Here is a 20,674-nt window from a genome sequence, read left to right as displayed (position 1 = left end):
AGGTGTGGCTATTGGTACTGTACAAAAAACCAGTATCGGTAGCCCGTCATGCAGTTGATCGAAAAACTCAGCATCCTCGCCGATGCCGCCAAGTACGACGCGTCCTGCGCCAGCAGTGGCGCGCCCAAGCGCAGCTCCGAGGGCAAGGCGGGGCTGGGCTCCACCGATGGCATGGGCATCTGTCACAGCTACACACCCGACGGGCGCTGCGTGTCGTTGCTCAAGGTGCTGCTCACCAACTTCTGCCTCTACGACTGCCAATACTGCGTCAACCGCCGTTCCAGCGACGTGCCCCGTGCGCGTTTCAGCCCGGAAGAGGTGGTGACCCTGACCCTGGATTTCTACAAGCGCAACTGCGTCAGCGGGCTGTTCCTCAGTTCCGGCATCATCCGTTCGGCCGACTACACCATGGAGCAACTGGTGCGGGTGGCCAAGCTGCTGCGCGAGGAGCATGACTTTCGTGGCTATATCCACCTCAAGACCATCCCCGAGGCCGACCCGGCGCTGATCGCCGAGGCCGGGCGCTATGCCGACCGCCTCAGCGTGAATATCGAATTGCCCACCGACGCCAGCCTGCAAACCCTGGCGCCGGAGAAACAGATCGTCTCGATCAAGCAGGCCATGCAGACCATCTACACCGGCGAGCAAACGGTGCTGAACGAGCCGCGCGCGCCACGTTTCGCCCCGGCCGGGCAGAGCACGCAGATGATTGTCGGCGCCGACGACACCGACGACAGCACCATCCTGCACGGTGCCGAGGCGTTGTATGGCAATTTCAAGCTGCGCCGCGTGTATTACTCGGCGTTCAGCCCCATCCCCAACAGCCCGAAAAGCGTACCTTTGGCCGCGCCGCCGCTGATGCGCGAACACCGCTTGTACCAGGCCGATTTCCTCCTGCGCAGCTACGGTTTCAGCGCCAACGAACTGTTTACAGGCCCCGGCCACCTGGCCCTGGATATCGACCCCAAGCTGGCCTGGGCCCTTGAGCACCGCGAGGTGTTCCCACTGGACCTGAACCGCGCCGAGCCGACCCTGATTGCGCGTGTTCCCGGCATCGGCCTGCGCACCACCCAGCGCCTGGTGGACCTGCGCCGCGAACGCAAGATCCGCTTCGAAGACCTCGCACGCATGCGCTGCGTGCTGGCCAAGGCCAAGCCGTTTTTCATCACCAGCGACTACCACCCGCAACAGGCCGACAGCACCAGCGTGTTGTTGCGCGAGCAATTGCGCGACCGCCCGCAGCCGCAACAGATGGGGTTGTGGGGATGATCAGCCTGGAATGCGACAACCTGTTCAGCACCTGGCGCGAACAGGCGCGCTGGCTGCTCAGCCATCAGGTCGACCCCAGCCAGGTGAGTTGGGGCCAGACGCAGGCGGCGGACCTGTTCGCTACCGATGAGCCGATTCCGCCAGGGCTGGGGCCGTTCCAGGCACGGATTCCCAAGGCGTTGCTGGAGCTGTTGGCGTCAGCCGCCTGTTACCACGGCGATCAGCGTTGGAGCCTGTTGTACGAGGTGCTGTGGCGGGTCAGCCACGGCGACCGCACCGCGATGCTGGCGGGGGACAAGCTGGGCAGTGAGTTGCAACGGCGCATCAAGCAGGTCAGCCGGGAAGCCCACCACCTGCATGCGTTTGTGCGCTTTATTGCTCTTCCCGCCGAGGCAGGACCAGAACTGCCGGAGTACGTGGCCTGGCATGAGCCGGCCCACGACATTCTCAAAAGCGCCAGCCAGCATTTTGTCGGGCGCATGGGGCGCCATCGCTGGATGATCGCGACGCCCCTGGACGGGGTGTATTACGACGGCGAGCAGTTGATTCACCAACGCCGGTGCCCCGAGTCCTGGCAGCAACTGGCGCAGAATGTCGAGGATCCCCACAGTGCGATGTGGCTGACCTACTACAGCCACATCTTCAACCCGGCGCGGTTGAACCCCAAGGTGATGGAGGGGCACTTGCCCAGCCGGTTCTGGAAGAATCTGCCGGAGGGCAAGTTGATACCGGGGTTGATCAGCGAGGCGCGCACGGGGAAGCAAAAGGATGGACAGGCGAAGTGGGTGGGGGCCAAGCCAGGCAAAAGAATTGCAAGCCCGGTCAATGTGGGAGCTGGCTTGCCTGCGATAGCGGTCGACCAGTCAGATGTGGGGTGACTGATGCGCCGCTATCGCAGCATAGGTATCTACACAACTTTGTAGGCTGTAGCAGCCGACGGTAACCACGATGCGAAGCGAGTCGCTCTTGATCTTGATCTGCTTTTGATCTTAGGCGCCCCGTTAAACCACGCTGGCCGGAATTCGACAGGGGTTTGGGGGGTAAACCGGCAGGGATGCCGGTTTAGCCGCCCCGCGCCATGGATGGCGCGTGGCGGCGACCCCCCAAATCACTGGCGAATTACGGGCACACCGAGCCTGAGCGAGGTGCCGAGTGGTGGGGCAAGAGCCTTTTGGTTACTTTTGGGCTCTTTTCAAAAGTGACCCGCTGTAAAAGCGGAACCAATAGCAGCCATTACCGCAGGAACGGATATGTACGCGGTCTGACCCGAGATCCTGGTCGGCTTTAAGGCCGCCTTCGCAGGCAAGCCAGCTCCCACATTTGGATCGCGGTGCGTCAGCTCGATCAGCGTCGGCTGTCAGTCCGTCACGGGAGCAAGCTCCCTCGCCACAGGTCCAACGTCGCCCCAAAGTTGTGTAGATACCTATGGCTATCGCAGGCAAGCCAGCTCCCACAGTTGATTTTCGCAGCCTGGGGGAGTGGGTATCAGGCCAGTTCGGTCGCAGTGTTCTTGACGACCGCCAACTCCGGATGCGCCACCAGCTTATCAATGTGCAACTCATCATTATTCAACCAGGTCTCGGTCAGCACCCGGTAATGTTCCATGTCCCGGCAGCGCATGCGCAGGCTGTAGTCGAACGGCCCGCTGATCAGCTGGCATTCGAACACCTGCGGGCAGGCTTTTACGCAGGCTTCGAAAGCCTTTTGCGCCGAACGCCCGCTCTGGTTGGACAAGGCCACCAGCACCAGCAGCGACAGCCCTGGCGAGACCATCTGCACATCGATGATCGCCCCATACCCACGGATCACCCCGCGTCGCTCCAGCTTGCGCACCCGTTCCAGGCAGGGCCTGGGGGTGAGGTGCACCAGCGATGAGAGTCTTTCGTAGGTGATACGCCCCTGGTGCCGCAGCACGTCGATGATCGCCTCGTCGATGCGATCCAGCGCAGGGGAAGAATGGGGTCCGTTGGCCTTGGTATCCATGGGTTCACTTCAAACGGTTGGAAAGAAATTGCTGCAAGCGTTCGCTGTTGGGATGGTCGAGGATCTCGGCGCCGCCGTGTTCCTCGACCCGGCCCTGATGCAAGAACAGCACTTGGCTGGACACCTGGCGGGCAAAGCCCATTTCGTGGGTGACCATCAGCATGGTACGACCTTCCTCGGCCAACGTCTGTATGACTTTGAGGACTTCTCCTACAAGTTCCGGGTCCAGGGCAGAAGTCGGTTCATCGAACAGGATGATCTCTGGCTCCATTGCCAGCGCCCGGGCAATCGCCACGCGCTGCTGCTGTCCGCCGGACAGGAACGCCGGGTACTGGTCCGCCACGCGGCTTGGCAGGCCGACCTTGTCCAGGTACAGGCGTGCGCGTTTTTCCGCTTCGGCGGCGCTCACGTCCAGCACCCGTCGCGGGGCCATGGTGATGTTTTCCAGCACGGTCATGTGGCTCCACAGGTTGAAGTGCTGGAACACCATGGCCAGGCGCGTGCGCAGGTTTTGCAGTTGCGCCTGATGCGGTGCGCGGCTGCCGGCGCGGCCTTGCTGCATCTGGATGCTGATGCCGTCCAGGGTGATCACCCCGGCGTCCGGCTGTTCGAGAAAATTGATGCAACGCAGCATGGTGCTTTTGCCCGAGCCGCTGGCGCCGATCAGGCTGATCACATCGCCCTGGCGCGCATTGAGGGATACGCCCTTGAGCACTTCGTGTTCGCCGTAGCGTTTATGGATGCCTTCGACTTGCAGCTTGATCGCGGCACTTGCGGTATTGGTCACGGGTACATCCACCGGATAAGCGGCCAGGGCCTGCGCGGACTGATTCATGGGTTAGCCTCGGGTAGGAACAAGAAAACGCATCCAGCGACGTTCGGCCAGTCGAAACAGGCCCACCAGTGCAAAGGACAGCAGCATGTAGAGCAGGGCGGCGATGCCGAAGGCCTGGAAGGTCAGGAATGTTTCGGCATTTGCGTCGCGGGCGACCTTGAGGATGTCGGCAACCGTGGCGGTGAACGCCAACGAGGTGGCGTGCAGCATCAGGATCATTTCATTGCTGTAGGCCGGCAGCGCGCGGCGCAAGGCGGCGGGCACCACCACATACAGGTTCAGCCGCCAGCCGTGCAGGCCATAGGCGCGTGCCGCTTCGATTTCGCCGTGGGGAATATTGCGGATCGCCCCGGCGAAAATTTCCACGGTATAGGCGCAGGTGTTGAGCACAAACGCCAGCAGGGTGCAGTTCAGCGCATTGCGGAAAAACTGATTGAGCAGGGCGTTGTCCTGCACCACCTCCAGGCTGTACAGCCCGGTGTAGCAAATCAGCAATTGGATATACAGCGGCGTGCCGCGGAACAGGTAGGTGTAGGCCTCCACCGGCCAGCGCAGCCAGAAGTGCTGCGAAACCCGCGCCAGCGCCAGGGGGATCGACAGGCAAAAGCCGAGCACCACCGAGATGATGAACAGCCACAAGGTCATGGCCACGCCGGACAACCCCGTGCCATCGCTGAACAGATAGGCCAGGCCGTATTGCTGGAACAGTTCGATCATCGCGCCATCCCCTTGATGCCCAGGTTGTAGCGCCGTTCGAGGCGCTTGAAGATGCGGTTGGAGAGGGTGGTGATCACCAGGTACACCAGACCCGCGAGAATCAGGAAGTACAGCGGCTCGCTGGTGGACTTGCCGGCGTTCTGCGCGGCCTTGACCAGGTCCGACAGGCCGATGATCGACACCAGCGCCGTGGACTTGAGCAGCACCAGCCAGTTATTGCCCAGGCCCGGCAGGGCAAAGCGCATCAGTTGCGGGAACAGCACCAGGTGAAAGCGCTGCCAGCGGCTCAGGCCATAGGCGGTAGCGGCTTCCAGTTGGCCTACCGGCACGCTGAGGATCGCGCCGCGGAAGTTCTCGGTGAAATACGCTCCATAGATAAACCCCAGGGTGACCACCCCGGCGGTAAACGGGTCGATTTCGAAATAGGCCCAGCCGAACACTTCGGTCAGGTCATTGAGCCACAGTTGCAGGCTGTAGAAGATCAGCAGGATCAGCACCAGGTCCGGCACGCTGCGAATCAGCGTGGTGTACAACGTGGCCGGTACGCGCAGCCATTTGGCGCTGGAAAGCTTGGCGCCGGCGGCGACCAGGCCCAGGGTGAGGCTCAGGGCCAGGGCCAGGAAGGCCAGCTTGAGCGTCATCCAGGCACCCTGGGCCAGCATCGGGCCGTAGCCTTGCAGGTTGAGGAGGTCGTTCATGGGGAAGATCTCGAAGGAGTGCACGGATTTACTGTGGGAGCTGGCTTGCCTGCGATAACGGTGGTGCAGTCACGGTGTGGGTGCCTGAACCATCGCTATCGCGGGCAAGCCCGCTCTCACAGGGGCACGGGTTGCCGGTTATTCGTTGTAGATATCTTGATCGCCGAAGTATTTCTTCTGGATCTGCGCGTAGGTGCCATCGGCCTGGACGGCGGCGATACCCTTGTTGATCAGCTCACGCAATGCCTGGTCGTTCTTGCGCAGGCCCATGGCGATGTCCAGGGGCAGGGTCGGGTCCTTGAAGGCGGGGCCGGTCTTGAAGTCGGCGCCTTCGGGCTTGGACAGGAAGTTGAGCTGGGCTTCGAGCTTGTCGGTCAAGGTAGCGTCGAGGCGACCGTTCTGCAGGTCGGCGTAGTTCTGCTCCTGGGATTGGTACGCCTTGATCTGCGCGCCAAGCTTGGCCAGGTGTGCCCGCGCATAGGCTTCCTGCAGCGAGCCTTGCAATACGCCGACTTGCTTGCCGTTGAGCGACTCGGGCGTGTCGCCGAAATCCGCGCCTTTGCGAGTGATCACCGAGGTCGGGCTGAGGAACAGCCGATCGGTGAAATCGATGACTTTTTCCCGCGCGGGGGTCACCGCCATGGACGACATGATTGCGTCGAACTTGCGCGCCCGCAGGGCCGGGATCATGCCGTCGAATTCGTTGTGCACCCAGGTGCACTTGACTTCAAGCTTGGCGCAGATGGCGTTGCCCAACTCGATATCGAAGCCTTGCAGGCTACCGTCGGCGGCTACGGATTCGAAGGGCGGGTATTCGGGGAAAACGCCGAAGCGGATTTCTTTCCACTCCTGGGCGTGGGCAGCAGTAGCGCACAGTGGCAACAGCAAAGCAGCGAAAAGTGATCGCAGTGGAGTCATGTGGAGGTCCCTTTATTTTGTAATTGATGTCAGGGCAGTGAATAACTGGGAGCAGAGAATGCTTCATGATGGTGCGTTTTTTGTGTCGTTTACCCGGTGCACGAGGCGCAAATTGCGCTGTTAAAACGGTCAATGCAGCTGAATCGGCTGTGACACCCGCTGAATCGGCTTTTCATCGGTGAAAATCCGGCCTGCCCTTGGCGCAAAGCGGCAGGCCAGAGCGGTCTCAGGCGCGCTTTTTCTGCTGTGCGGCCGGCCGCTGGGCCAGGCGGGCAAACAGGTCTTTCGGGTCGGCCAGGTCGGGTACCAGTTCCAGTTCGCTGCCTACATCAAGGGCCTTGGCCACGTCCAGCACATAGCGCAATGCCGAATAGTCTTCGATGGCAAAACCCACCGAGTCGAACAGGGTGACTTGGCGCTCATTCTCGCGGCCGGGTTTCTGGCCGTTGATCACCTGCCACAGCTCGGTGACTGGCGAATCTTTCGGCATGTGCTGGATCTCGCCCTCGATACGGCTTTGCGGTTCGTACTCGACGATCACCCTGGCGCGCTCGACGATACGGCGGTCCAGCTCGGTCTTGCCTGGGCAGTCGCCGCCCACGGCGTTGAGGTGCATGCCGGGCTCGATCATCTCGTCCGTCAGGATGGTGGCGTAGGCCTTGTCCGCGGTGACGGTGGTGACGATATCCGCGCCTTTGACCGCTTCGGCGACGCTGCCGGCCAGGATCACCTTGATTGCCGGGAACGCCTTGAGGTTCGCGGCGAGCTTGGCGGTGGCCTTGGGGTCGATATCGAACAAGCGGATTTCAGTGATGCCGAGCATGGCGTGGAAGGCCAGGGCCTGGAATTCGCTCTGGCAGCCGTTGCCGATCAGCGCCATGCTGCGGCTGTCGGCGCGGGCCAGGTAGCGGGCGACCAAGGCCGAGGTGGCGGCGGTGCGGATCGCAGTGGTCAGGGTCATTTCCGCCAGCAGCACCGGTTTGCCGGTGTCCACATCGCCCAAGGCACCGAACGCCATCACCGTGAGCATGCCAGCCAGGGTGTTTTTCGGGTGGCCGTTGACGTATTTGAAGGCGTATAGCGAAGCGTCGGACACCGGCATCAGCTCGATCACACCATCCGGTGAATGGTTGGCCAGGCGCGCGCATTTCTCGAAGTCCTGCCAGCGCAGGTAGTCGGCGCGGATATAGTCGGCCATCTCGGTGATGCAGGTTTGCAGGCCTTTCTGCGAGACCAGGTAGCTGAGGTCGTTGACGTCGATGTAACGGGTCATGGCAAGACTCCTTATTGAAATGAGGGACGGGCCGGCAGATGCACTTCGGCCAGCATGCAGCGGGCACTGCCGCCGCCGATGCGTTCGATGTTGTCGATATTCACCACCACCGGCCGTGTGTGGCGCTCTACGTGCTGGCGCTGGGCAGGTTGCAGGGCGCCCCAGGCGCTGGCGGACATCACCAGCAGCGGCTGACCGTCACGGTCGTGGATTTCGAGCATGTTGCCGGCGAAGGCTTCCAATTGGTCGAAGTCCAGGCTGAGGATGTCTTTGCCGGTGTCGCGCAGGGAGCGTTCCAACGTCAGGCGCTCGCCTTCATCGGGCAGCGCTTTCAGGCACACCACCGCGAGGTCGCGGCCGACACTCATCATTACGTTGCTGTGGTAGATCGGCGCGTGGTGGCGGTCCAGCGCATGGAACACGCAGAGCTGGTAGTCGAGGCGTTCGGCGAACTGGCGCAGGGCGGCGTGGTGGGTGCGCCCGGAGTGGCAGGCGTAGCTGATGCGGTGCTGGCGGTCGAGCACCATGCTGCCGGTGCCTTCGAGGAAGATGTTCTGTTGTTCCAGGTGGCTCAGGTCGATGGTGTCTTTGATCGCAAAGCGCTGCTCCAACACCTGCAGCACACCCTTGTTGCGCTCCAGGCGGCGGTTCTGGCCCTCCATGGGGTAGAGCACCAGGCTGCCGTCGGCATGGCTGCTCCACCAGTTGTTGGGGAAGATCGAGTCCGGGGTGTGGGGCGCCGGGGTGTCCTGCACCACCAGCACTTCCACGCCGTGATTGCGCAGGGTGTCGACATAACCGTCGAACTCTTCCAGCGCTTTGTGTTGTGCACTGAGCGGGTCCAGCGGCGGGCGCTGGAAGCGGTTGTTGATCGCGGTGTCCGGGTTGAAGGCAAAGCGCGCCGGGCGGATCATCAGGACGGTGTTGGTGGTTTGCATGGGGGCACGAATCCATGGGGTGATCTTGTAGCGCTATTTTGTGCGTTGTGCGGGGAGGATCCCGGCTGAAACAGTAGGGCTGCTCAGCCGGGAAAGCTGAAAAGGGGAGTGACGCAGCCGAATCAGCTGCTAGGTTGAAATGCAATCAAACTGTGGGAGCTGGCTTGCCTGCGATAGCGGTGTGTCAGCCCCATTAATCTGGCTGGCCCACCGCTATCGCAGGCAAGCCAGCTCCCACATTGGTATTGTGGTGATTGTTATTGTTATGTCCGCCAGGAGGAGCCATGTCTACCGCTGTTCGCCTTGCCCAATCTTCAGATGCCGAGGGCATCAGCCGAGTCATCCTGGCTGCGCTGCACAGCAGCAACGCACGTGATTACCCTGCGGATGTGATTGCGCGGGTTGCCAGCAACTTCACCCCCGACGCGGTATTGGCTTTACTCCAGCGCCGGGTGGTATTGGTGGCGACTCAGGATCAACTGATCGTCGCTACGGCCGCACTGGATGGTAATGTGGTGCGCTCGGTGTTCGTCAACCCGGCGCTGCAAGGGCAGGGCATTGGCCGATTGTTGATGATCGAGATCGAACTGCGTGCCCGGGAGGCGGGCGTGACGATACTCAGCGTGCCGTCCTCACTGACTGCGGAGCCCTTCTATACCAGGCTGGGTTTTCATACCGTGCGCGATGTCTACCATGGCAACGAGCGCACGCTGTTGATGGAAAAGGCGCTGCTGTCACGACATCCCATCGGCCCTTATCGAGACCGTCAGCACCGTACCCAAGTGATCGAGTTATGGCAGGAGGCGTTTGGCTATGACACCGCGCATAACCTGCCGAGTCTGGCGATTGACAAGAAGCTGGCGGTCGGCGATGGGTTGTTCTTCGTCGCCACCGACAAGAAAGCCGTGATCGGCACGATACTCGCCGGCTATGACGGTCACCGTGGCTGGCTGTACTCCGTGGCTGTGCATGCCGACTATCGACGCCATGGTTTGGGATCGTCGCTGGTGCGCCATGCCGAGCAGGCGTTGACTGCCTTGGGCTGCATGAAGATTAACCTGCAGATCACCGGCGGCAATGACGTGGTGGTGGGATTTTATGAGGCGCTGGGGTACGGGGTGGAGCCGAGGATCAGTATGGGGAAGAGGATTACGGAAAACATTGAGGGTTGAGGCGCATGACCGACGACAACCTGGTCATGGCTGGTGACCTTTACTTCTTCGCTTTTTTTCGTTTCTTTATGGCATAGGCTGTCATTTTGGCGAAAGCGTTGGCGACATTGAGGTAATGCGCCTTGTCATCGTCATCGTAGTCTCCATCGCCGTCGACGTCATCGGGAGCCGAGGCGGTATCGTAAATGCCGTCTTGCTTGCTGGACGACGCGTAAACTGCCCAATCGAGCGTGTTGTTAATGTAAGTTTCCATAACGATTTCTTTACTGCCGTCGCTCTCGAAATCTTCTGCTGAAACACGTAATTCATAGATCGCCATGGCGGGCTCCTGCTGGGTCTGGAAGGGAGACCTAAGCTAGGCGCGCCGATTTTTACTGTCTACTGTCAACTTTCACAGGTGATTGCACATCCAGTGCTCCACAGCAAAAAAAGGCCCATTCACCGACAGAGGTGAATGGGCCTTTTCTGAAATGGCAGGTTCAGATCATTTTCAAACCTTGACGATCCAACCCGCCGGCGCCTCCACATCACCGGTTTGCACGCCCGTCAGCTCCTTGTAGAGCTTCTGGGTGATCGGGCCGACTTCGGTCTCGCTGTGGAACACGTGCAGCTTGCCGTTGTACTGGATGCCGCCGATAGGCGAGATCACCGCAGCGGTGCCGCAGGCGCCGGCTTCCTTGAACTGGTCCAGCTTGTCGATGAACACTTCGCCCTCGACCACTTCCAGGCCCAGGCGGGTCTGGGCCAGTTCGATCAGCGACAGGCGGGTGATGCCTGGCAGTACCGAAGGCGACTTCGGTGTGATGAACTGGTTGTCGTGGGTGATCCCGAAGAAGTTGGCCGAGCCGACTTCTTCGATTTTCGAGTGGGTCATCGGGTCCAGGTAGATCGCGTCGGCGAAGCCGGATTTCTTCGCTTCGGAGCCTGGCATCAGGCTGGCGGCGTAGTTGCCACCGACCTTGGCGGCGCCGGTGCCTTGCGGCGCGGCGCGGTCGTAGCCGGAGATCTGGAAGTTGTGCGGCACCAGGCCACCCTTGAAGTAGGCACCGACCGGGATGCAGAACACCGAGAAGATGAACTCCGGCGCAGTGCGCACGCCGATGTTGTCACCGGTGCCGATCACGAACGGACGCAGGTACAGCGCGCCGCCGCTGCCGTACGGCGGAATGAAGCGCTCGTTGGCCTTGACCACTTGTTTACAGGCGTCAATGAAGGCTTCGGTCGGTACTTGCGGCATCAGCAGGCGGCCGCAGCTGCGCTGCATGCGCGCGGCGTTCTGGTCCGGGCGGAACAGGTTGATCGAGCCGTCCTTGCAACGATAGGCCTTCAAGCCCTCGAAGCACTGCTGCCCATAGTGCAGGGCGGTGGAGCCCTCGCTGATGTGCAGCACGTTGTCGTCGGTCAGGGTGCCTTCCTGCCATTCGCCGTTTTTCCAGACCTGGAGAAACCGCTTGTCGGTCTTGATGTAGTCAAAACCCAGCTTGTCCCAATTGATGCTTTCGTTACCCATGACACCCTCTATCTCTGGTCAAGTCGGTTTTTTTTCTGGAAGGGCGCAACAATACTGCATTCTTGGCCGGTGTGGGAGCAGGGCGGCGGACCATTCAACATCTGCATTGGCTGATCCACCGCTATCGCAGGCAAGCCAGCCCCCACACTTGGAACGCATTCCAATGTGGGAGCCGGGCTTGCCCGCGATGGCCACGCCGCGGTTTTAAAGGTGCAACGCGTGGCCCAACGCCCGCAACGCCGCTTCCTGTACCGCTTCGCCCAGGGTCGGATGGGCGTGAATGGTGCCGGCCACATCCTCAAGGCGCGAGCCCATTTCCAGGCTCAGGCCGAACGCGGTGGACAGCTCGGACACCCCAGCCCCCACCGCTTGCCAGCCAACAATCAAGTGATTGTCACGCCGCGCCACCACCCGCACGAAGCCGGCTTTGGACTCCAGGGTCATGGCCCGGCCATTGGCGGCGAACGGGAAGCTCGACACGATGCAGTCCAGGCCGGCGGCCTTGGCGTCGTCCGGGGTCTTGCCGACTACCACCAGCTCCGGGTCGGTAAAGCACACTGCTGGAATCGCCGCCGGGTTGAATTCGCGGGTTTTACCGTTGATCAGTTCGGCAACCATCTCGCCCTGGGCCATGGCCCGGTGAGCCAGCATCGGTTCGCCGCTGAGGTCGCCGATGGCGTACACATTGCGCATGCTGGTCTGGCAGCGGCTGTCGATCTTGATCGCCGCGCCGTTCATGTCCAGGTTCAGCGCTTCGAGATTCCAGCCCTGGGTGTTGGGCTTGCGGCCCACGGCCACCAGTACCTGGTCGGTGTCCAGTGCAAGAGCGTCGCCGTCGGGCGCGCGCACTTGCAGTTTGTTGTCGGCAAAGCCGGTGACACTGTGCCCAAGGTACAGCTTCACCCCGAGTTTCTTCAGGGACTCGGCTACCGGTAAGGTCAGCTCGGCATCGTAGGCGGGCAGGATATGTTCCTGGGCCTCGACCACACTGACCTCGGCACCGAGCTTGCGATAGGCAATGCCCAGTTCCAGGCCGATATAACCGCCGCCCACCACGATCAGGCGCTTGGGCACGCGGGTTGGCGCCAGGGCTTCGGTGGAGGAGATGATCGGCCCGCCAATGGGCAGCATCGGCAGGTTGACGCTTTTCGAGCCGGTAGCCAGCAGCAGGTGCTCGCATTGAATGCGCTGGTCGCCCACCTCGACGGTCTTGCCGTCGACCACCTTGGCCCAACCGTGGACCACCTGCACCTTGTGTTTTTTCAGCAGCGCGGCGACGCCGGTGGTCAGGCGGTCGACGATACCGTCTTTCCATTCCACGCTTTTGCGGATGTCCAGGGTCGGCACATCCACTTCGATACCCAGTTGCGAGCCCTGGCTGTGGTGCACGGTTTGCTGGAACTGTTCGGCCACATGAATCAGGGCCTTGGACGGAATGCAGCCGATGTTCAGGCAGGTGCCGCCCAGTGCCTGGCCTTCCACCAGGATGGTGGGGATACCCAACTGACCGGCACGAATTGCCGCCACATAACCGCCGGGGCCGCCGCCGATAATCAGCAGCGTGGTGTGCAATGTCTGAGTCATGCCTTTACTCCAGGAACAGGCTGGCGGGTTGTTCGAGCAGGCCGCGAATCGCCTGGATGAATTGCGCCGCGTCCATGCCGTCGACCACGCGGTGATCGAAGGAGCTGGAGAGGTTCATCATCTTGCGCACCACGATCTGGCCCTTGATCACCATCGGCCGTTCGACGATGCGGTTGACACCGACGATGGCCACTTCCGGCAGGTTCAATACCGGCGTGCTGACGATGCCGCCCAAGGCGCCAAGGCTGGTCAGGGTGATGGTCGACCCGGACAACTCTTCACGGCTGGCCTTGCCCGTGCGTGCAGCGTTGGCCAGGCGTGCGATTTCCTCGGCAGTGCCCCACAGGCTGCGGGCTTCGGCGTGGCGTACCACTGGGACCATCAGGCCCACGTCGCTCTGGGTGGCGACGCCCACATGCACGGCGCCGAGGCGGGTGATGACCTGGGCTTCGTCGTCATAGCGGGCGTTGATCTGCGGGAACTCGCGCAGCGCCACCACCATGGCGCGCACGATGAACGGCAGCAGGGTCAGCTTGCCGCGTGTCGCCCCGTGCTTGTCATTGAGGTGCACGCGCAACTCGTCGAGGGCGGTGACGTCGATTTCTTCCACATAGCTGAAATGCGCGGCGCGCTGGGTGGCGTCCTGCATACGCTGGGCGATCTTGCGGCGCATGCCGATCACCGGGATCTGGTGTTCGTCATTGCGCTCGGTGTAAGGGTTGGCTGCACTCGCACCGGCGGCCGGCCCCTGCTGCAGGTACGCCTCCAGGTCTTCGTGCAGGATTCGGCCCGCCGGGCCCGTGCCCTGGACCAGGCGCAGTTGAATGCCGGCATCCAGCGCGTGCTTGCGCACCGCAGGGGAGGCCAGGGGGCGCTCACTGGCTTCACGGGCCACGGGTGCTTGCGACGCCTTCATGGCAGGCGCGGGTTTGCTTTCTACCGGTGCCGGTGCCGGTGCCGGTTTGGCTTCGGCCACAGGCGCGGTCTTCACCGGTTCGGCGGCCGCCGGCACCTCCTTGGTATTGCCCGCGCCTTCCACTTCGATGCTGATCAAAATACTGCCCACCGCCATGACTTCACCCGGCTCGCCGCCGAGGGAAATCACCTTGCCGTGGACCGGCGAGGGAATATCCACCATCGCCTTGTCGGTCATTACATCCGCCAGCACCTGGTCTTCAACCACCAGGTCGCCGACCTTCACATGCCATTGCGACAATTCAACTTCCGCGATGCCTTCGCCGATGTCCGGCATCTTGATAACGTGCGTGCCCATTCAGACCTCCATGACCCGTTTCAACGCCGCGCCCACTCGGGACGGGCCTGGGAAATACGCCCATTCCTGCGCGTGCGGGTAGGGGGTGTCCCAACCAGTGACGCGCTCGATCGGCGCTTCCAGGTGGTGGAAGCAATGCTCTTGCACCAGCGACACCAGCTCGGCACCAAAGCCGCAGGTGCGGGTGGCTTCATGCACCACCACGCAACGGCCGGTCTTTTTCACCGACTTGACGATAGTTTCCAGGTCCAGCGGCCACAGGCTGCGCAGGTCGATGACCTCGGCGTCGATGCCGGTTTCTTCAGCGGCGACTTGCGATACATACACGGTGGTGCCGTAGGTCAGCACGGTCACGGCCGAGCCTGGGCGCACGATGGCGGCTACGTCCAGGGGCACGGTGTAGTAACCGTCCGGCACCTGGGCTTGGGGGTGTTTGGACCACGGCGTTACCGGGCGGTCGTGGTGACCGTCGAACGGGCCGTTATACAGGCGCTTGGGTTCGAGGAAGATCACCGGGTCATCGTTTTCGATGGAGGCGATCAGCAGGCCCTTGGCGTCGTAGGGGTTGGACGGCATCACCGTGCGCAGGCCGCAGACCTGGGTGAACACCGCCTCAATACTCTGGCTGTGGGTCTGGCCGCCGTAGATGCCGCCGCCGCAGGGCATGCGCATGGTCAGGGGCGCAGTGAACTGGCCGGCCGAACGATAACGCAGGCGCGCCGCTTCGGAGATGATCTGGTCGGTGGCGGGGTACACATAGTCGGCGAACTGGATTTCAGCCACCGGGCGCAAACCGTAGGCACCCATGCCCACGGCCACGCCGACAATGCCGCTTTCCGAGATGGGGGCGTCGAACACCCGCGAGCTGCCGTACTTGGTCTGCAGACCTTCGGTGCAGCGGAACACGCCGCCGAAGTAGCCGACGTCCTGGCCGAACACCACCACATTGTCGTCACGTTCAAGCATCACATCCATGGCCGAGCGCAGGGCCTGGATCATGGTCATGGTGGTGGTGGTCATGGCGGTTTCCAGTTCGATGCTGTTGTTGTGGTCGTTCATGTCACACCCCCAACTGCTGACGCTGGCGCTTCAAGTGCTCCGGCATCTCTTTATAGACGTCCTCGAACATGGTCGCGGCGCTTGGGATCTGGCCGCCGGCCAGGGTGCCGTACTGCTCGGCTTCTTTCTGCGCCTTGACCACTTCGGCTTCAAGCTCGGCACTCACCGCCGCGTGTTCCTCTTCGGACCACTGGCCAATCTTGATCAGGTGCTGCTTGAGACGGGCAATCGGGTCGCCCAGGGGGAAGTGGCTCCAGTCGTCGGCGGGGCGGTATTTGGATGGATCATCGGAGGTGGAGTGCGGGCCGGCGCGGTAGGTGACCCATTCGATCAGGGTTGGCCCAAGGTTGCGGCGCGCACGCTCGGCAGCCCAGGCCGAGGCGGCGTACACCGCGATAAAATCGTTGCCATCCACGCGCAGGGAGGCGATGCCGCAACCGACGCCGCGTCCGGCGAAGGTGGTGGCTTCACCGCCGGCGATGGCCTGGAAGGTGGAGATGGCCCATTGGTTGTTGACCACGTTGAGGATCACCGGCGCGCGGTAGACGTGGGCGAAGGTGAGGGCGGTGTGGAAGTCTGATTCAGCCGTGGCGCCGTCGCCGATCCAGGCCGAGGCGATCTTGGTGTCGCCCTTGATCGCCGAGGCCATGCCCCAGCCCACGCCCTGGACGAATTGGGTGGCGAGGTTGCCGGAAATGGTGAAGAAACCTGCATCCTTGACCGAATACATGATCGGCAACTGGCGGCCCTTGAGCGGGTCACGCTCGTTGGACAGCAATTGGCAGATCAGGTCCACCAGCGGCACATCGCGGGCCATCAGGATGCTTTGCTGGCGATAGGTGGGGAAGCACATGTCATCGATGTTCAAGGCCAGGGCCTGGGCGCTGCCGATGGCTTCTTCGCCAAGGCTTTGCATATAGAACGACATCTTTTTCTGACGCTGGGCGACCACCATGCGGTTGTCGAAGATGCGCGTCTTGAGCATGGCGCGCATGCCGCGGCGCATGATCTCGGTGGAAACACCCTCGGCCCACGGGCCCAGGGCCTGGCCCTGGTCGTCGAGCACGCGGATCAGGCCTTTGGCCAGGTCGGCGGTGTCGGCCGGCTCTACGTCGATGGCGGGTTTGCGTACCAGGCCGGCGTCGGTCAAACGCAGGTAGGTGAAGTCGGTCTTGCAGCCCGGGCGGCCCGAGGGTTCGGGAACGTGCAGGCGCAGCGGTGCATACGGCTGGGTCATGGCTTTCTACGCTCTATCTTGTGAATTTCTTGTAGTGGGCGCGCTAGCTGACAGTCAGTCTTCGGGTAGAAGAAATCTTGTCCTACAACAATCATAGGCGTGGCGTAGAAGAATATTTATCTGTGTTTCGTTGCGTCGCCGGCCATTTGCGGATAAAAAAACTGCATAAACATAATAAACAGGTGATTTTGTCTCATGCGCAAACTGGACCGTACCGATATCGGCATTCTCAACGCTCTGCAGGAGAATGCACGGATCACCAATGCCGACCTGGCCCGCTCGGTCAACCTGTCGCCTACGCCGTGTTTCAATCGGGTCAAGGCGATGGAAGAACTGGGGCTGATTCGGGAGCAGGTCACGCTGTTGGATGCTGATTTGCTGGGGCTGCACGTGAATGTGTTCATCCATGTGAGCCTGGAAAAACAGAACGAGCTGGCGCTGCAGCAATTCGAAGGGGCGATCTCCGACCGGCCTGAGGTGATGGAGTGCTACCTGATGGCCGGCGACCCGGACTATTTGATCCGCGTGCTGGTGCCGACCATCCAGTCGCTGGAGCGTTTCATGATGGACTTTTTGACCAAGGTGCCGGGGGTGGCCAACATTCGCTCCAGCTTTGCCTTAAAGCAAGTGCGCTACAAAACAGCGCTGCCGCTGCCAGCCAATGGCATCAGCCTCGGTTCTTGATTTAACGCAGAACAAAATGTGGGAGGGGGCTTGCCCCCGATAGCAGTGGATCAGTTACAGATAAGTTGACTGACACACCGCCATCGGGGGCAAGCCCCCTCCCACAGTTGGTTTTGCATTTCAAAGTTGGTTGAGGGGGATCTTCAGGTAGGTCACGCCGTTGTCTTCCGCTGGCGGCATGTTCCCCGCCCGCACATTCACCTGGATTGCCGGCAACAACAGCGTCGGCATGCCCAGCCCGGCATCACGGGTGGTGCGCATCTCTACAAACGTCGCTTCATCCACCCCGTCATGCACGTGGATATTCCCCGCCCGTTGTTCCGCTACGGTGGTCAGGCACTTGGCCTCACGGCCTTCAGGCGGATAGTCATGGCACACATACAGCTTGGTGTCCGAAGGGAACGCCAACAGCTTGCGCATCGACGCGTACAACTGCCGCGCATCGCCGCCGGGGAAATCGCAGCGGGCGGTGCCGACGTCGGGCATGAACAGGGTGTCGCCCACCAGGATCAAGCGGCCGTCGATCAAGTAGGCCATGTCGGCAGGGGTGTGTCCCGGCACATGCAGGGCCTGGGCTTTCAAACCGCCGATATGAAAGATTTCATCTGGCGCGAACAGGTGATCGAACTGCGAACCGTCGACGCGAAATTCCGGCTCCAGGTTGAACAGGTGCTTGAACACACCCTGCACCTTGCTGATCGACTCGCCGATCGCGATCTTGCCGCCCAATGTGCGACGGAGGTAGGGCGCGGCGGACAGGTGGTCGGCATGGGCGTGGGTTTCGAGCAACCACTGCACCTGCAAGCCGTGCTCGCGCACAAAGGCAATGACCTTGTCAGCCTGGGCGGTGTCGGTACGCCCGGACGCCGGATCGTAATTGAGCACCGAGTCGACAATGGCGCAGGGGCCGCCATCTGCTTCATAGACGATATAGGTGTAGGTCGACGATGCGTCATCCAGAAAGGCTTGAATCAACGCTGGCATGGCGGCTGTCCCCGATGAAGAAAAAATTGGTTACAATCAGTTTATGTTTAAACATAATGTCTTGAGCTTAAGTGACATAAAGGACCCGAAGCAAATGGAATCTACCTTGAGTGAGGGCGAAGTCGCCCAGTTGCGGGCGTCGGCGTCCAAGGCCTGTTGCCTGCTCAAGGCCCTGGCCAACGAAGACCGGCTGTTGATCCTGTGCCAGTTGACCCAGGGCGAGCGTAACGTCGGTGAGCTGGAAGCCCTGACTGGCGTGCGTCAGCCCACCCTGTCCCAACAGTTGGGCATCCTGCGCGATGAAGGGCTGGTGGCAACCCGTCGTGAAGGCAAATACATTTTCTATGGCCTGGCGAGCCACGAAGTGATTCAAGTAATGAAGACCCTGTCCGGCCTGTATTGCGGCGCGGTCATAAAAAGCTGGGCGTGACGCCATCCGGCAGCGACCCTTGTGTGCATTGACTCAAAAAGGCAGTAGACAATGACCGAACAACACTGGGGACCCACCATCAGTGGCGATATCGTCGTTATCGGTGCCGGCTCGGCAGGCATCGGCCTGGTGGCCAGCCTGCTCAAGCGCGACCCGCACCTGAACATCACCCTGATCGAACCCAACGACTACCACTGTTACCAGCCGGCCTGGACCCTGGTGGGCGGTGGCGCCTACGACCTGGCAAAGACCCGCCGCCCTCTGGCCGACGTATTGCCCAACGGTGTCAGCTGGGTGCAGGCCGCCGTCAGCGAGCTGCTGCCCGACGAGCAAACCCTGGTGCTCGACAGCGGCCAGCGCGTGACCTGGAACAACCTGATCGTCTGCCCCGGCCTGCGCCTGGCCTGGGAGAAAATCGAGGGCCTGCAGGACTCCCTCGGCCGCCACGGCGTGACCTCCAACTACAGCTATGAGCACGCCGCCTATACCTGGCAACTGGTGCAGCAACTCAAGGGCGGCAAGGCGCTGTTCACCCAGCCGGCCATGCCGATCAAATGCGCCGGCGCCCCGCAGAAAGCCATGTACCTGTCCTGCGACCACTGGCTCAAGCAGGGCAATCTCAACAATATCAATGTCGAATTCAACCTGGCCGGCGCCGCGCTGTTCGGCGTCGCGACCTTTGTGCCGCCGCTGATGAAATACGTGGAGAAGTACAACGCGCGCCTGGCCTTCAATTCCAACCTGGTAAAAGTCGACGGGCCGGCTCGCAAAGCCTGGTTCGAAGTCAAAGACAGCGAAGGCAACGTGAACGTCGAGGAGAAAACCTTCGATATGTTGCACGTCGTGCCGCCACAGGTGGCCCCGGACTTTATCCGCCAGAGCCCGCTGGCCGATGCAGCCGGCTGGTGCGAAGTGAACCCCCACAGCCTGCAGCACCTGCGCTACCCGCACATCTTCGGCCTGGGGGATGTGTGCGGCACCAGCAACGCCAAGACCGCGGCGGCGGTGCGCAAGCAGATCGTGGTGGTGGCCGAGAACCTGCTGGCCCTGCGCAAACAGGCGCCGCTGCCGCTCAAGTACGACGGCTATGGCTCCTGCCCGCTGACGGTGGAGAAGGGCAAGGTGGTACTCGCCGAGTTCGGCTATGGCGGCAAGCTGCTGCCGACCTTTCCCCTCGACCCGACCCGGGCGCGTCGCTCGATGTGGTTCCTCAAGGCTACGCTGCTGCCGTGGTTCTACTGGAACGGCATGCTCAAGGGCCGCGAGTGGCTGACCCGCCTGAGCAAGGTGGACTGAATGCTGCTGGCCAGTGTGTTGGGGTTATTGATGGGCCTGGTCATGGGCCTGACCGGCGCGGGCGGCGGCATCCTCGGGGTGCCGGCGTTGGTGCTGGGGTTGGGCTTGACGATGACCCAGGCCGCGCCGGTGTCGTTGCTCGCCGTGGGCGCGGCGGCGGCGGTCGGTGCGATTGACGGGTTGCGCCATGGCCTGGTGCGTTACCGCGCCGCGCTGTTGATCGCCGTGCTGGGTGGGCTGTTTTCGCCGTTGGGGGTGTTCTTTGCTCACCAATTGCCGGAGCCAATGCTGATGGGCCTGTTCAGTGCGCTGATGGTGCTGGTGGCCTGGCGCATGTTGCAGCGCGAAAAGCTTGAGGCCGGGCCAAGCGACCATGGCGCGGCCTCCTGGGGCCAGAAGAACTGCATGCTCAACCAGCAGACCGGGCGCCTGGCCTGGACCGCCAAATGCAGCGCCACCCTGGCCGCGTTGGGTGCCGTGACCGGTGCGGTGTCCGGCCTGCTCGGCGTGGGCGGCGGCTTTCTGATCGTGCCGGCGTTCAAGCAGCTCACCGATGTGCAGATGCGCGGCATCGTCGCCACGTCGCTGATGGTCATCAGCCTGATCTCGCTGATCGGCGTGGCCGGCGCGTTCCATGCCGGCGTGCGCATCGAACCGCTGGGCTGGGTGTTTATCGGCGCGAGCATCGTCGGCATGCTGGCCGGTCGGCGCCTGTGCTCGGTGATCCCCGCGCGTGCCTTGCAGGTGGGGTTTGCCGGGCTGTGTGTGGTGGTGGCAGTTGGAATGCTGGTCAACGCCGTCCTCTGAACCTGAA

At 62.0% G+C, this 20,674-nt stretch carries 21 protein-coding genes; 7 read left to right on the top strand and 14 right to left on the bottom strand.

What is annotated here, in order from left to right; genetic code table 11:
* Window positions 1-48 precede the first annotated feature (48 nt).
* Together TU73_RS19025 and TU73_RS19020 are read left to right on the top strand one after the other, a co-directional pair.
* Window positions 49-1,269 carry a putative DNA modification/repair radical SAM protein gene (locus TU73_RS19025; protein WP_057013514.1) on the top strand — a complete coding sequence of 407 codons (1,221 nt, stop codon included), beginning with the start codon at window positions 49-51 and terminating at the stop codon, window positions 1,267-1,269.
* The gene (locus TU73_RS19020) at window positions 1,266-2,147 is read left to right on the top strand and encodes a TIGR03915 family putative DNA repair protein (RefSeq protein WP_057013513.1); all 882 of its coding nucleotides are present in this window, start codon (window positions 1,266-1,268) and stop codon (window positions 2,145-2,147) included. Before TU73_RS19025 ends, TU73_RS19020 begins: the two co-directional genes overlap by 4 nt.
* Window positions 2,148-2,754: 607 nt before the next feature.
* Here TU73_RS19020 and TU73_RS19015 read toward each other — a convergent pair.
* The 7 genes from TU73_RS19015 to ctlX all read right to left on the bottom strand — a co-directional run bounded on the left by TU73_RS19015 (window position 2,755) and on the right by ctlX (window position 8,631).
* Window positions 2,755-3,252, bottom strand: a complete 498-nt coding sequence (locus TU73_RS19015; protein WP_043048767.1) for an Lrp/AsnC family transcriptional regulator — start codon at window positions 3,250-3,252, stop codon at window positions 2,755-2,757.
* A gap of 4 nt (window positions 3,253-3,256) precedes the next feature.
* Entirely contained in the window at window positions 3,257-4,087 is an 831-nt protein-coding gene (locus TU73_RS19010; RefSeq protein ID WP_057013512.1) for an ABC transporter ATP-binding protein, read from the bottom strand.
* Between the two features lie 3 nt (window positions 4,088-4,090).
* Window positions 4,091-4,804 carry an ABC transporter permease gene (locus TU73_RS19005; protein ID WP_057013511.1) on the bottom strand — a complete coding sequence of 238 codons (714 nt, stop codon included), beginning with the start codon at window positions 4,802-4,804 and terminating at the stop codon, window positions 4,091-4,093.
* Window positions 4,801-5,502, bottom strand: a complete 702-nt coding sequence (locus tag TU73_RS19000; RefSeq protein WP_057013510.1) for an ABC transporter permease — start codon at window positions 5,500-5,502, stop codon at window positions 4,801-4,803. The genes TU73_RS19005 and TU73_RS19000 overlap by 4 nt, the downstream gene beginning before the upstream one ends.
* A gap of 138 nt (window positions 5,503-5,640) precedes the next feature.
* Window positions 5,641-6,420, bottom strand: a complete 780-nt coding sequence (locus TU73_RS18995) for an ABC transporter substrate-binding protein (RefSeq protein WP_057013509.1) — start codon at window positions 6,418-6,420, stop codon at window positions 5,641-5,643.
* A 226-nt stretch (window positions 6,421-6,646) separates the two neighbouring features.
* Window positions 6,647-7,693, bottom strand: a complete 1,047-nt coding sequence (locus tag TU73_RS18990; RefSeq protein WP_057013508.1) for an ornithine cyclodeaminase — start codon at window positions 7,691-7,693, stop codon at window positions 6,647-6,649.
* Window positions 7,694-7,704: 11 nt separating this feature from the next.
* The gene (gene ctlX, locus TU73_RS18985; protein WP_057013507.1) at window positions 7,705-8,631 is read right to left on the bottom strand and encodes a citrulline utilization hydrolase CtlX; all 927 of its coding nucleotides are present in this window, start codon (window positions 8,629-8,631) and stop codon (window positions 7,705-7,707) included.
* 284 nt (window positions 8,632-8,915) lie between these two features.
* Between ctlX and TU73_RS28490 the strand changes: the two genes are divergently transcribed.
* Complete coding sequence (locus tag TU73_RS28490; protein ID WP_082642638.1) at window positions 8,916-9,803, top strand: GNAT family acetyltransferase; 888 nt, start codon at window positions 8,916-8,918, stop codon at window positions 9,801-9,803.
* Between the two features lie 40 nt (window positions 9,804-9,843).
* Here the strand turns inward: TU73_RS28490 and TU73_RS18970 are convergent, their stop codons facing one another.
* The 6 genes from TU73_RS18970 to TU73_RS18945 all read right to left on the bottom strand — a co-directional run bounded on the left by TU73_RS18970 (window position 9,844) and on the right by TU73_RS18945 (window position 16,466).
* Window positions 9,844-10,122 carry a hypothetical protein gene (locus TU73_RS18970; RefSeq protein WP_057013506.1) on the bottom strand — a complete coding sequence of 93 codons (279 nt, stop codon included), beginning with the start codon at window positions 10,120-10,122 and terminating at the stop codon, window positions 9,844-9,846.
* Window positions 10,123-10,293: 171 nt separating this feature from the next.
* Window positions 10,294-11,313 (bottom strand): branched-chain amino acid aminotransferase, encoded by a 1,020-nt coding sequence (locus TU73_RS18965; protein ID WP_057013505.1) that lies wholly within the window; start codon window positions 11,311-11,313, stop codon window positions 10,294-10,296.
* 204 nt (window positions 11,314-11,517) lie between these two features.
* Complete coding sequence (gene lpdA, locus TU73_RS18960; RefSeq protein ID WP_057013504.1) at window positions 11,518-12,897, bottom strand: dihydrolipoyl dehydrogenase; 1,380 nt, start codon at window positions 12,895-12,897, stop codon at window positions 11,518-11,520.
* Between the two features lie 4 nt (window positions 12,898-12,901).
* Window positions 12,902-14,170 carry a dihydrolipoamide acetyltransferase family protein gene (locus TU73_RS18955; RefSeq protein WP_057013503.1) on the bottom strand — a complete coding sequence of 423 codons (1,269 nt, stop codon included), beginning with the start codon at window positions 14,168-14,170 and terminating at the stop codon, window positions 12,902-12,904.
* Window positions 14,171-15,229 (bottom strand): alpha-ketoacid dehydrogenase subunit beta, encoded by a 1,059-nt coding sequence (locus TU73_RS18950; RefSeq protein ID WP_005789444.1) that lies wholly within the window; start codon window positions 15,227-15,229, stop codon window positions 14,171-14,173.
* Window position 15,230: 1 nt separating this feature from the next.
* Entirely contained in the window at window positions 15,231-16,466 is a 1,236-nt protein-coding gene (locus tag TU73_RS18945) for a 3-methyl-2-oxobutanoate dehydrogenase (2-methylpropanoyl-transferring) subunit alpha (RefSeq protein ID WP_057013502.1), read from the bottom strand.
* A gap of 195 nt (window positions 16,467-16,661) precedes the next feature.
* Here TU73_RS18945 and bkdR point away from each other — a divergent pair, with 195 nt between their 5' ends.
* The gene (bkdR, locus tag TU73_RS18940) at window positions 16,662-17,150 is read left to right on the top strand and encodes a Bkd operon transcriptional regulator BkdR (RefSeq protein ID WP_003174877.1); all 489 of its coding nucleotides are present in this window, start codon (window positions 16,662-16,664) and stop codon (window positions 17,148-17,150) included.
* 120 nt (window positions 17,151-17,270) lie between these two features.
* On the opposite strand, the gene TU73_RS18935 is transcribed toward bkdR, so the two are convergent.
* Window positions 17,271-18,134, bottom strand: a complete 864-nt coding sequence (locus TU73_RS18935) for an MBL fold metallo-hydrolase (protein WP_057013501.1) — start codon at window positions 18,132-18,134, stop codon at window positions 17,271-17,273.
* Window positions 18,135-18,228: 94 nt separating this feature from the next.
* Here TU73_RS18935 and TU73_RS18930 point away from each other — a divergent pair, with 94 nt between their 5' ends.
* Genes TU73_RS18930 through TU73_RS18920 form a run of 3 tightly spaced genes read left to right on the top strand, consistent with a single transcriptional unit; the run spans window position 18,229 to window position 20,667 of the window.
* Window positions 18,229-18,564 (top strand): ArsR/SmtB family transcription factor, encoded by a 336-nt coding sequence (locus TU73_RS18930; protein WP_043048744.1) that lies wholly within the window; start codon window positions 18,229-18,231, stop codon window positions 18,562-18,564.
* A gap of 51 nt (window positions 18,565-18,615) precedes the next feature.
* A complete protein-coding gene (locus TU73_RS18925) occupies window positions 18,616-19,860 on the top strand; it encodes an NAD(P)/FAD-dependent oxidoreductase (protein WP_057013500.1) in 1,245 nt (414 codons plus the stop codon).
* On the top strand, window positions 19,861-20,667 hold the full coding sequence (locus tag TU73_RS18920) for a sulfite exporter TauE/SafE family protein (RefSeq protein WP_057013499.1): 807 nt from the start codon (window positions 19,861-19,863) through the stop codon (window positions 20,665-20,667).
* The last annotated feature ends 7 nt before the right edge of the window (window positions 20,668-20,674 follow it).

Source organism: Pseudomonas libanensis, from assembly GCF_001439685.1.
Taxonomy (GTDB): Bacteria; Pseudomonadota; Gammaproteobacteria; order Pseudomonadales; family Pseudomonadaceae; genus Aquipseudomonas; species Aquipseudomonas libanensis.
This window is presented reverse-complemented; position numbering and strand designations above follow the sequence as displayed.

What these genes read in the sequence shown, in the direction of transcription:
- TU73_RS18945 (WP_057013502.1), bottom strand. Translation starts at nt 16,466, where the DNA reads ATGACCCAGCCGTATGCACCGCTGCGCCTGCACGTTCCCGAACCCTCG.
- TU73_RS18990 (WP_057013508.1), bottom strand. Translation starts at nt 7,693, where the DNA reads ATGACCCGTTACATCGACGTCAACGACCTCAGCTACCTGGTCTCGCAG.
- TU73_RS19005 (WP_057013511.1), bottom strand. Translation starts at nt 4,804, where the DNA reads ATGATCGAACTGTTCCAGCAATACGGCCTGGCCTATCTGTTCAGCGAT.
- lpdA (WP_057013504.1), bottom strand. Translation starts at nt 12,897, where the DNA reads ATGACTCAGACATTGCACACCACGCTGCTGATTATCGGCGGCGGCCCC.
- ctlX (WP_057013507.1), bottom strand. Translation starts at nt 8,631, where the DNA reads ATGCAAACCACCAACACCGTCCTGATGATCCGCCCGGCGCGCTTTGCC.
- TU73_RS19020 (WP_057013513.1), top strand. Translation starts at nt 1,266, where the DNA reads ATGATCAGCCTGGAATGCGACAACCTGTTCAGCACCTGGCGCGAACAG.
- TU73_RS18920 (WP_057013499.1), top strand. Translation starts at nt 19,861, where the DNA reads ATGCTGCTGGCCAGTGTGTTGGGGTTATTGATGGGCCTGGTCATGGGC.
- TU73_RS19015 (WP_043048767.1), bottom strand. Translation starts at nt 3,252, where the DNA reads ATGGATACCAAGGCCAACGGACCCCATTCTTCCCCTGCGCTGGATCGC.
- TU73_RS18950 (WP_005789444.1), bottom strand. Translation starts at nt 15,229, where the DNA reads ATGAACGACCACAACAACAGCATCGAACTGGAAACCGCCATGACCACC.
- TU73_RS18925 (WP_057013500.1), top strand. Translation starts at nt 18,616, where the DNA reads ATGACCGAACAACACTGGGGACCCACCATCAGTGGCGATATCGTCGTT.
- TU73_RS18955 (WP_057013503.1), bottom strand. Translation starts at nt 14,170, where the DNA reads ATGGGCACGCACGTTATCAAGATGCCGGACATCGGCGAAGGCATCGCG.
- TU73_RS19000 (WP_057013510.1), bottom strand. Translation starts at nt 5,502, where the DNA reads ATGAACGACCTCCTCAACCTGCAAGGCTACGGCCCGATGCTGGCCCAG.
- TU73_RS18935 (WP_057013501.1), bottom strand. Translation starts at nt 18,134, where the DNA reads ATGCCAGCGTTGATTCAAGCCTTTCTGGATGACGCATCGTCGACCTAC.
- TU73_RS18930 (WP_043048744.1), top strand. Translation starts at nt 18,229, where the DNA reads ATGGAATCTACCTTGAGTGAGGGCGAAGTCGCCCAGTTGCGGGCGTCG.
- TU73_RS18970 (WP_057013506.1), bottom strand. Translation starts at nt 10,122, where the DNA reads ATGGCGATCTATGAATTACGTGTTTCAGCAGAAGATTTCGAGAGCGAC.
- TU73_RS19025 (WP_057013514.1), top strand. Translation starts at nt 49, where the DNA reads ATGCAGTTGATCGAAAAACTCAGCATCCTCGCCGATGCCGCCAAGTAC.
- TU73_RS28490 (WP_082642638.1), top strand. Translation starts at nt 8,916, where the DNA reads ATGTCTACCGCTGTTCGCCTTGCCCAATCTTCAGATGCCGAGGGCATC.
- bkdR (WP_003174877.1), top strand. Translation starts at nt 16,662, where the DNA reads ATGCGCAAACTGGACCGTACCGATATCGGCATTCTCAACGCTCTGCAG.
- TU73_RS18995 (WP_057013509.1), bottom strand. Translation starts at nt 6,420, where the DNA reads ATGACTCCACTGCGATCACTTTTCGCTGCTTTGCTGTTGCCACTGTGC.
- TU73_RS18965 (WP_057013505.1), bottom strand. Translation starts at nt 11,313, where the DNA reads ATGGGTAACGAAAGCATCAATTGGGACAAGCTGGGTTTTGACTACATC.
- TU73_RS19010 (WP_057013512.1), bottom strand. Translation starts at nt 4,087, where the DNA reads ATGAATCAGTCCGCGCAGGCCCTGGCCGCTTATCCGGTGGATGTACCC.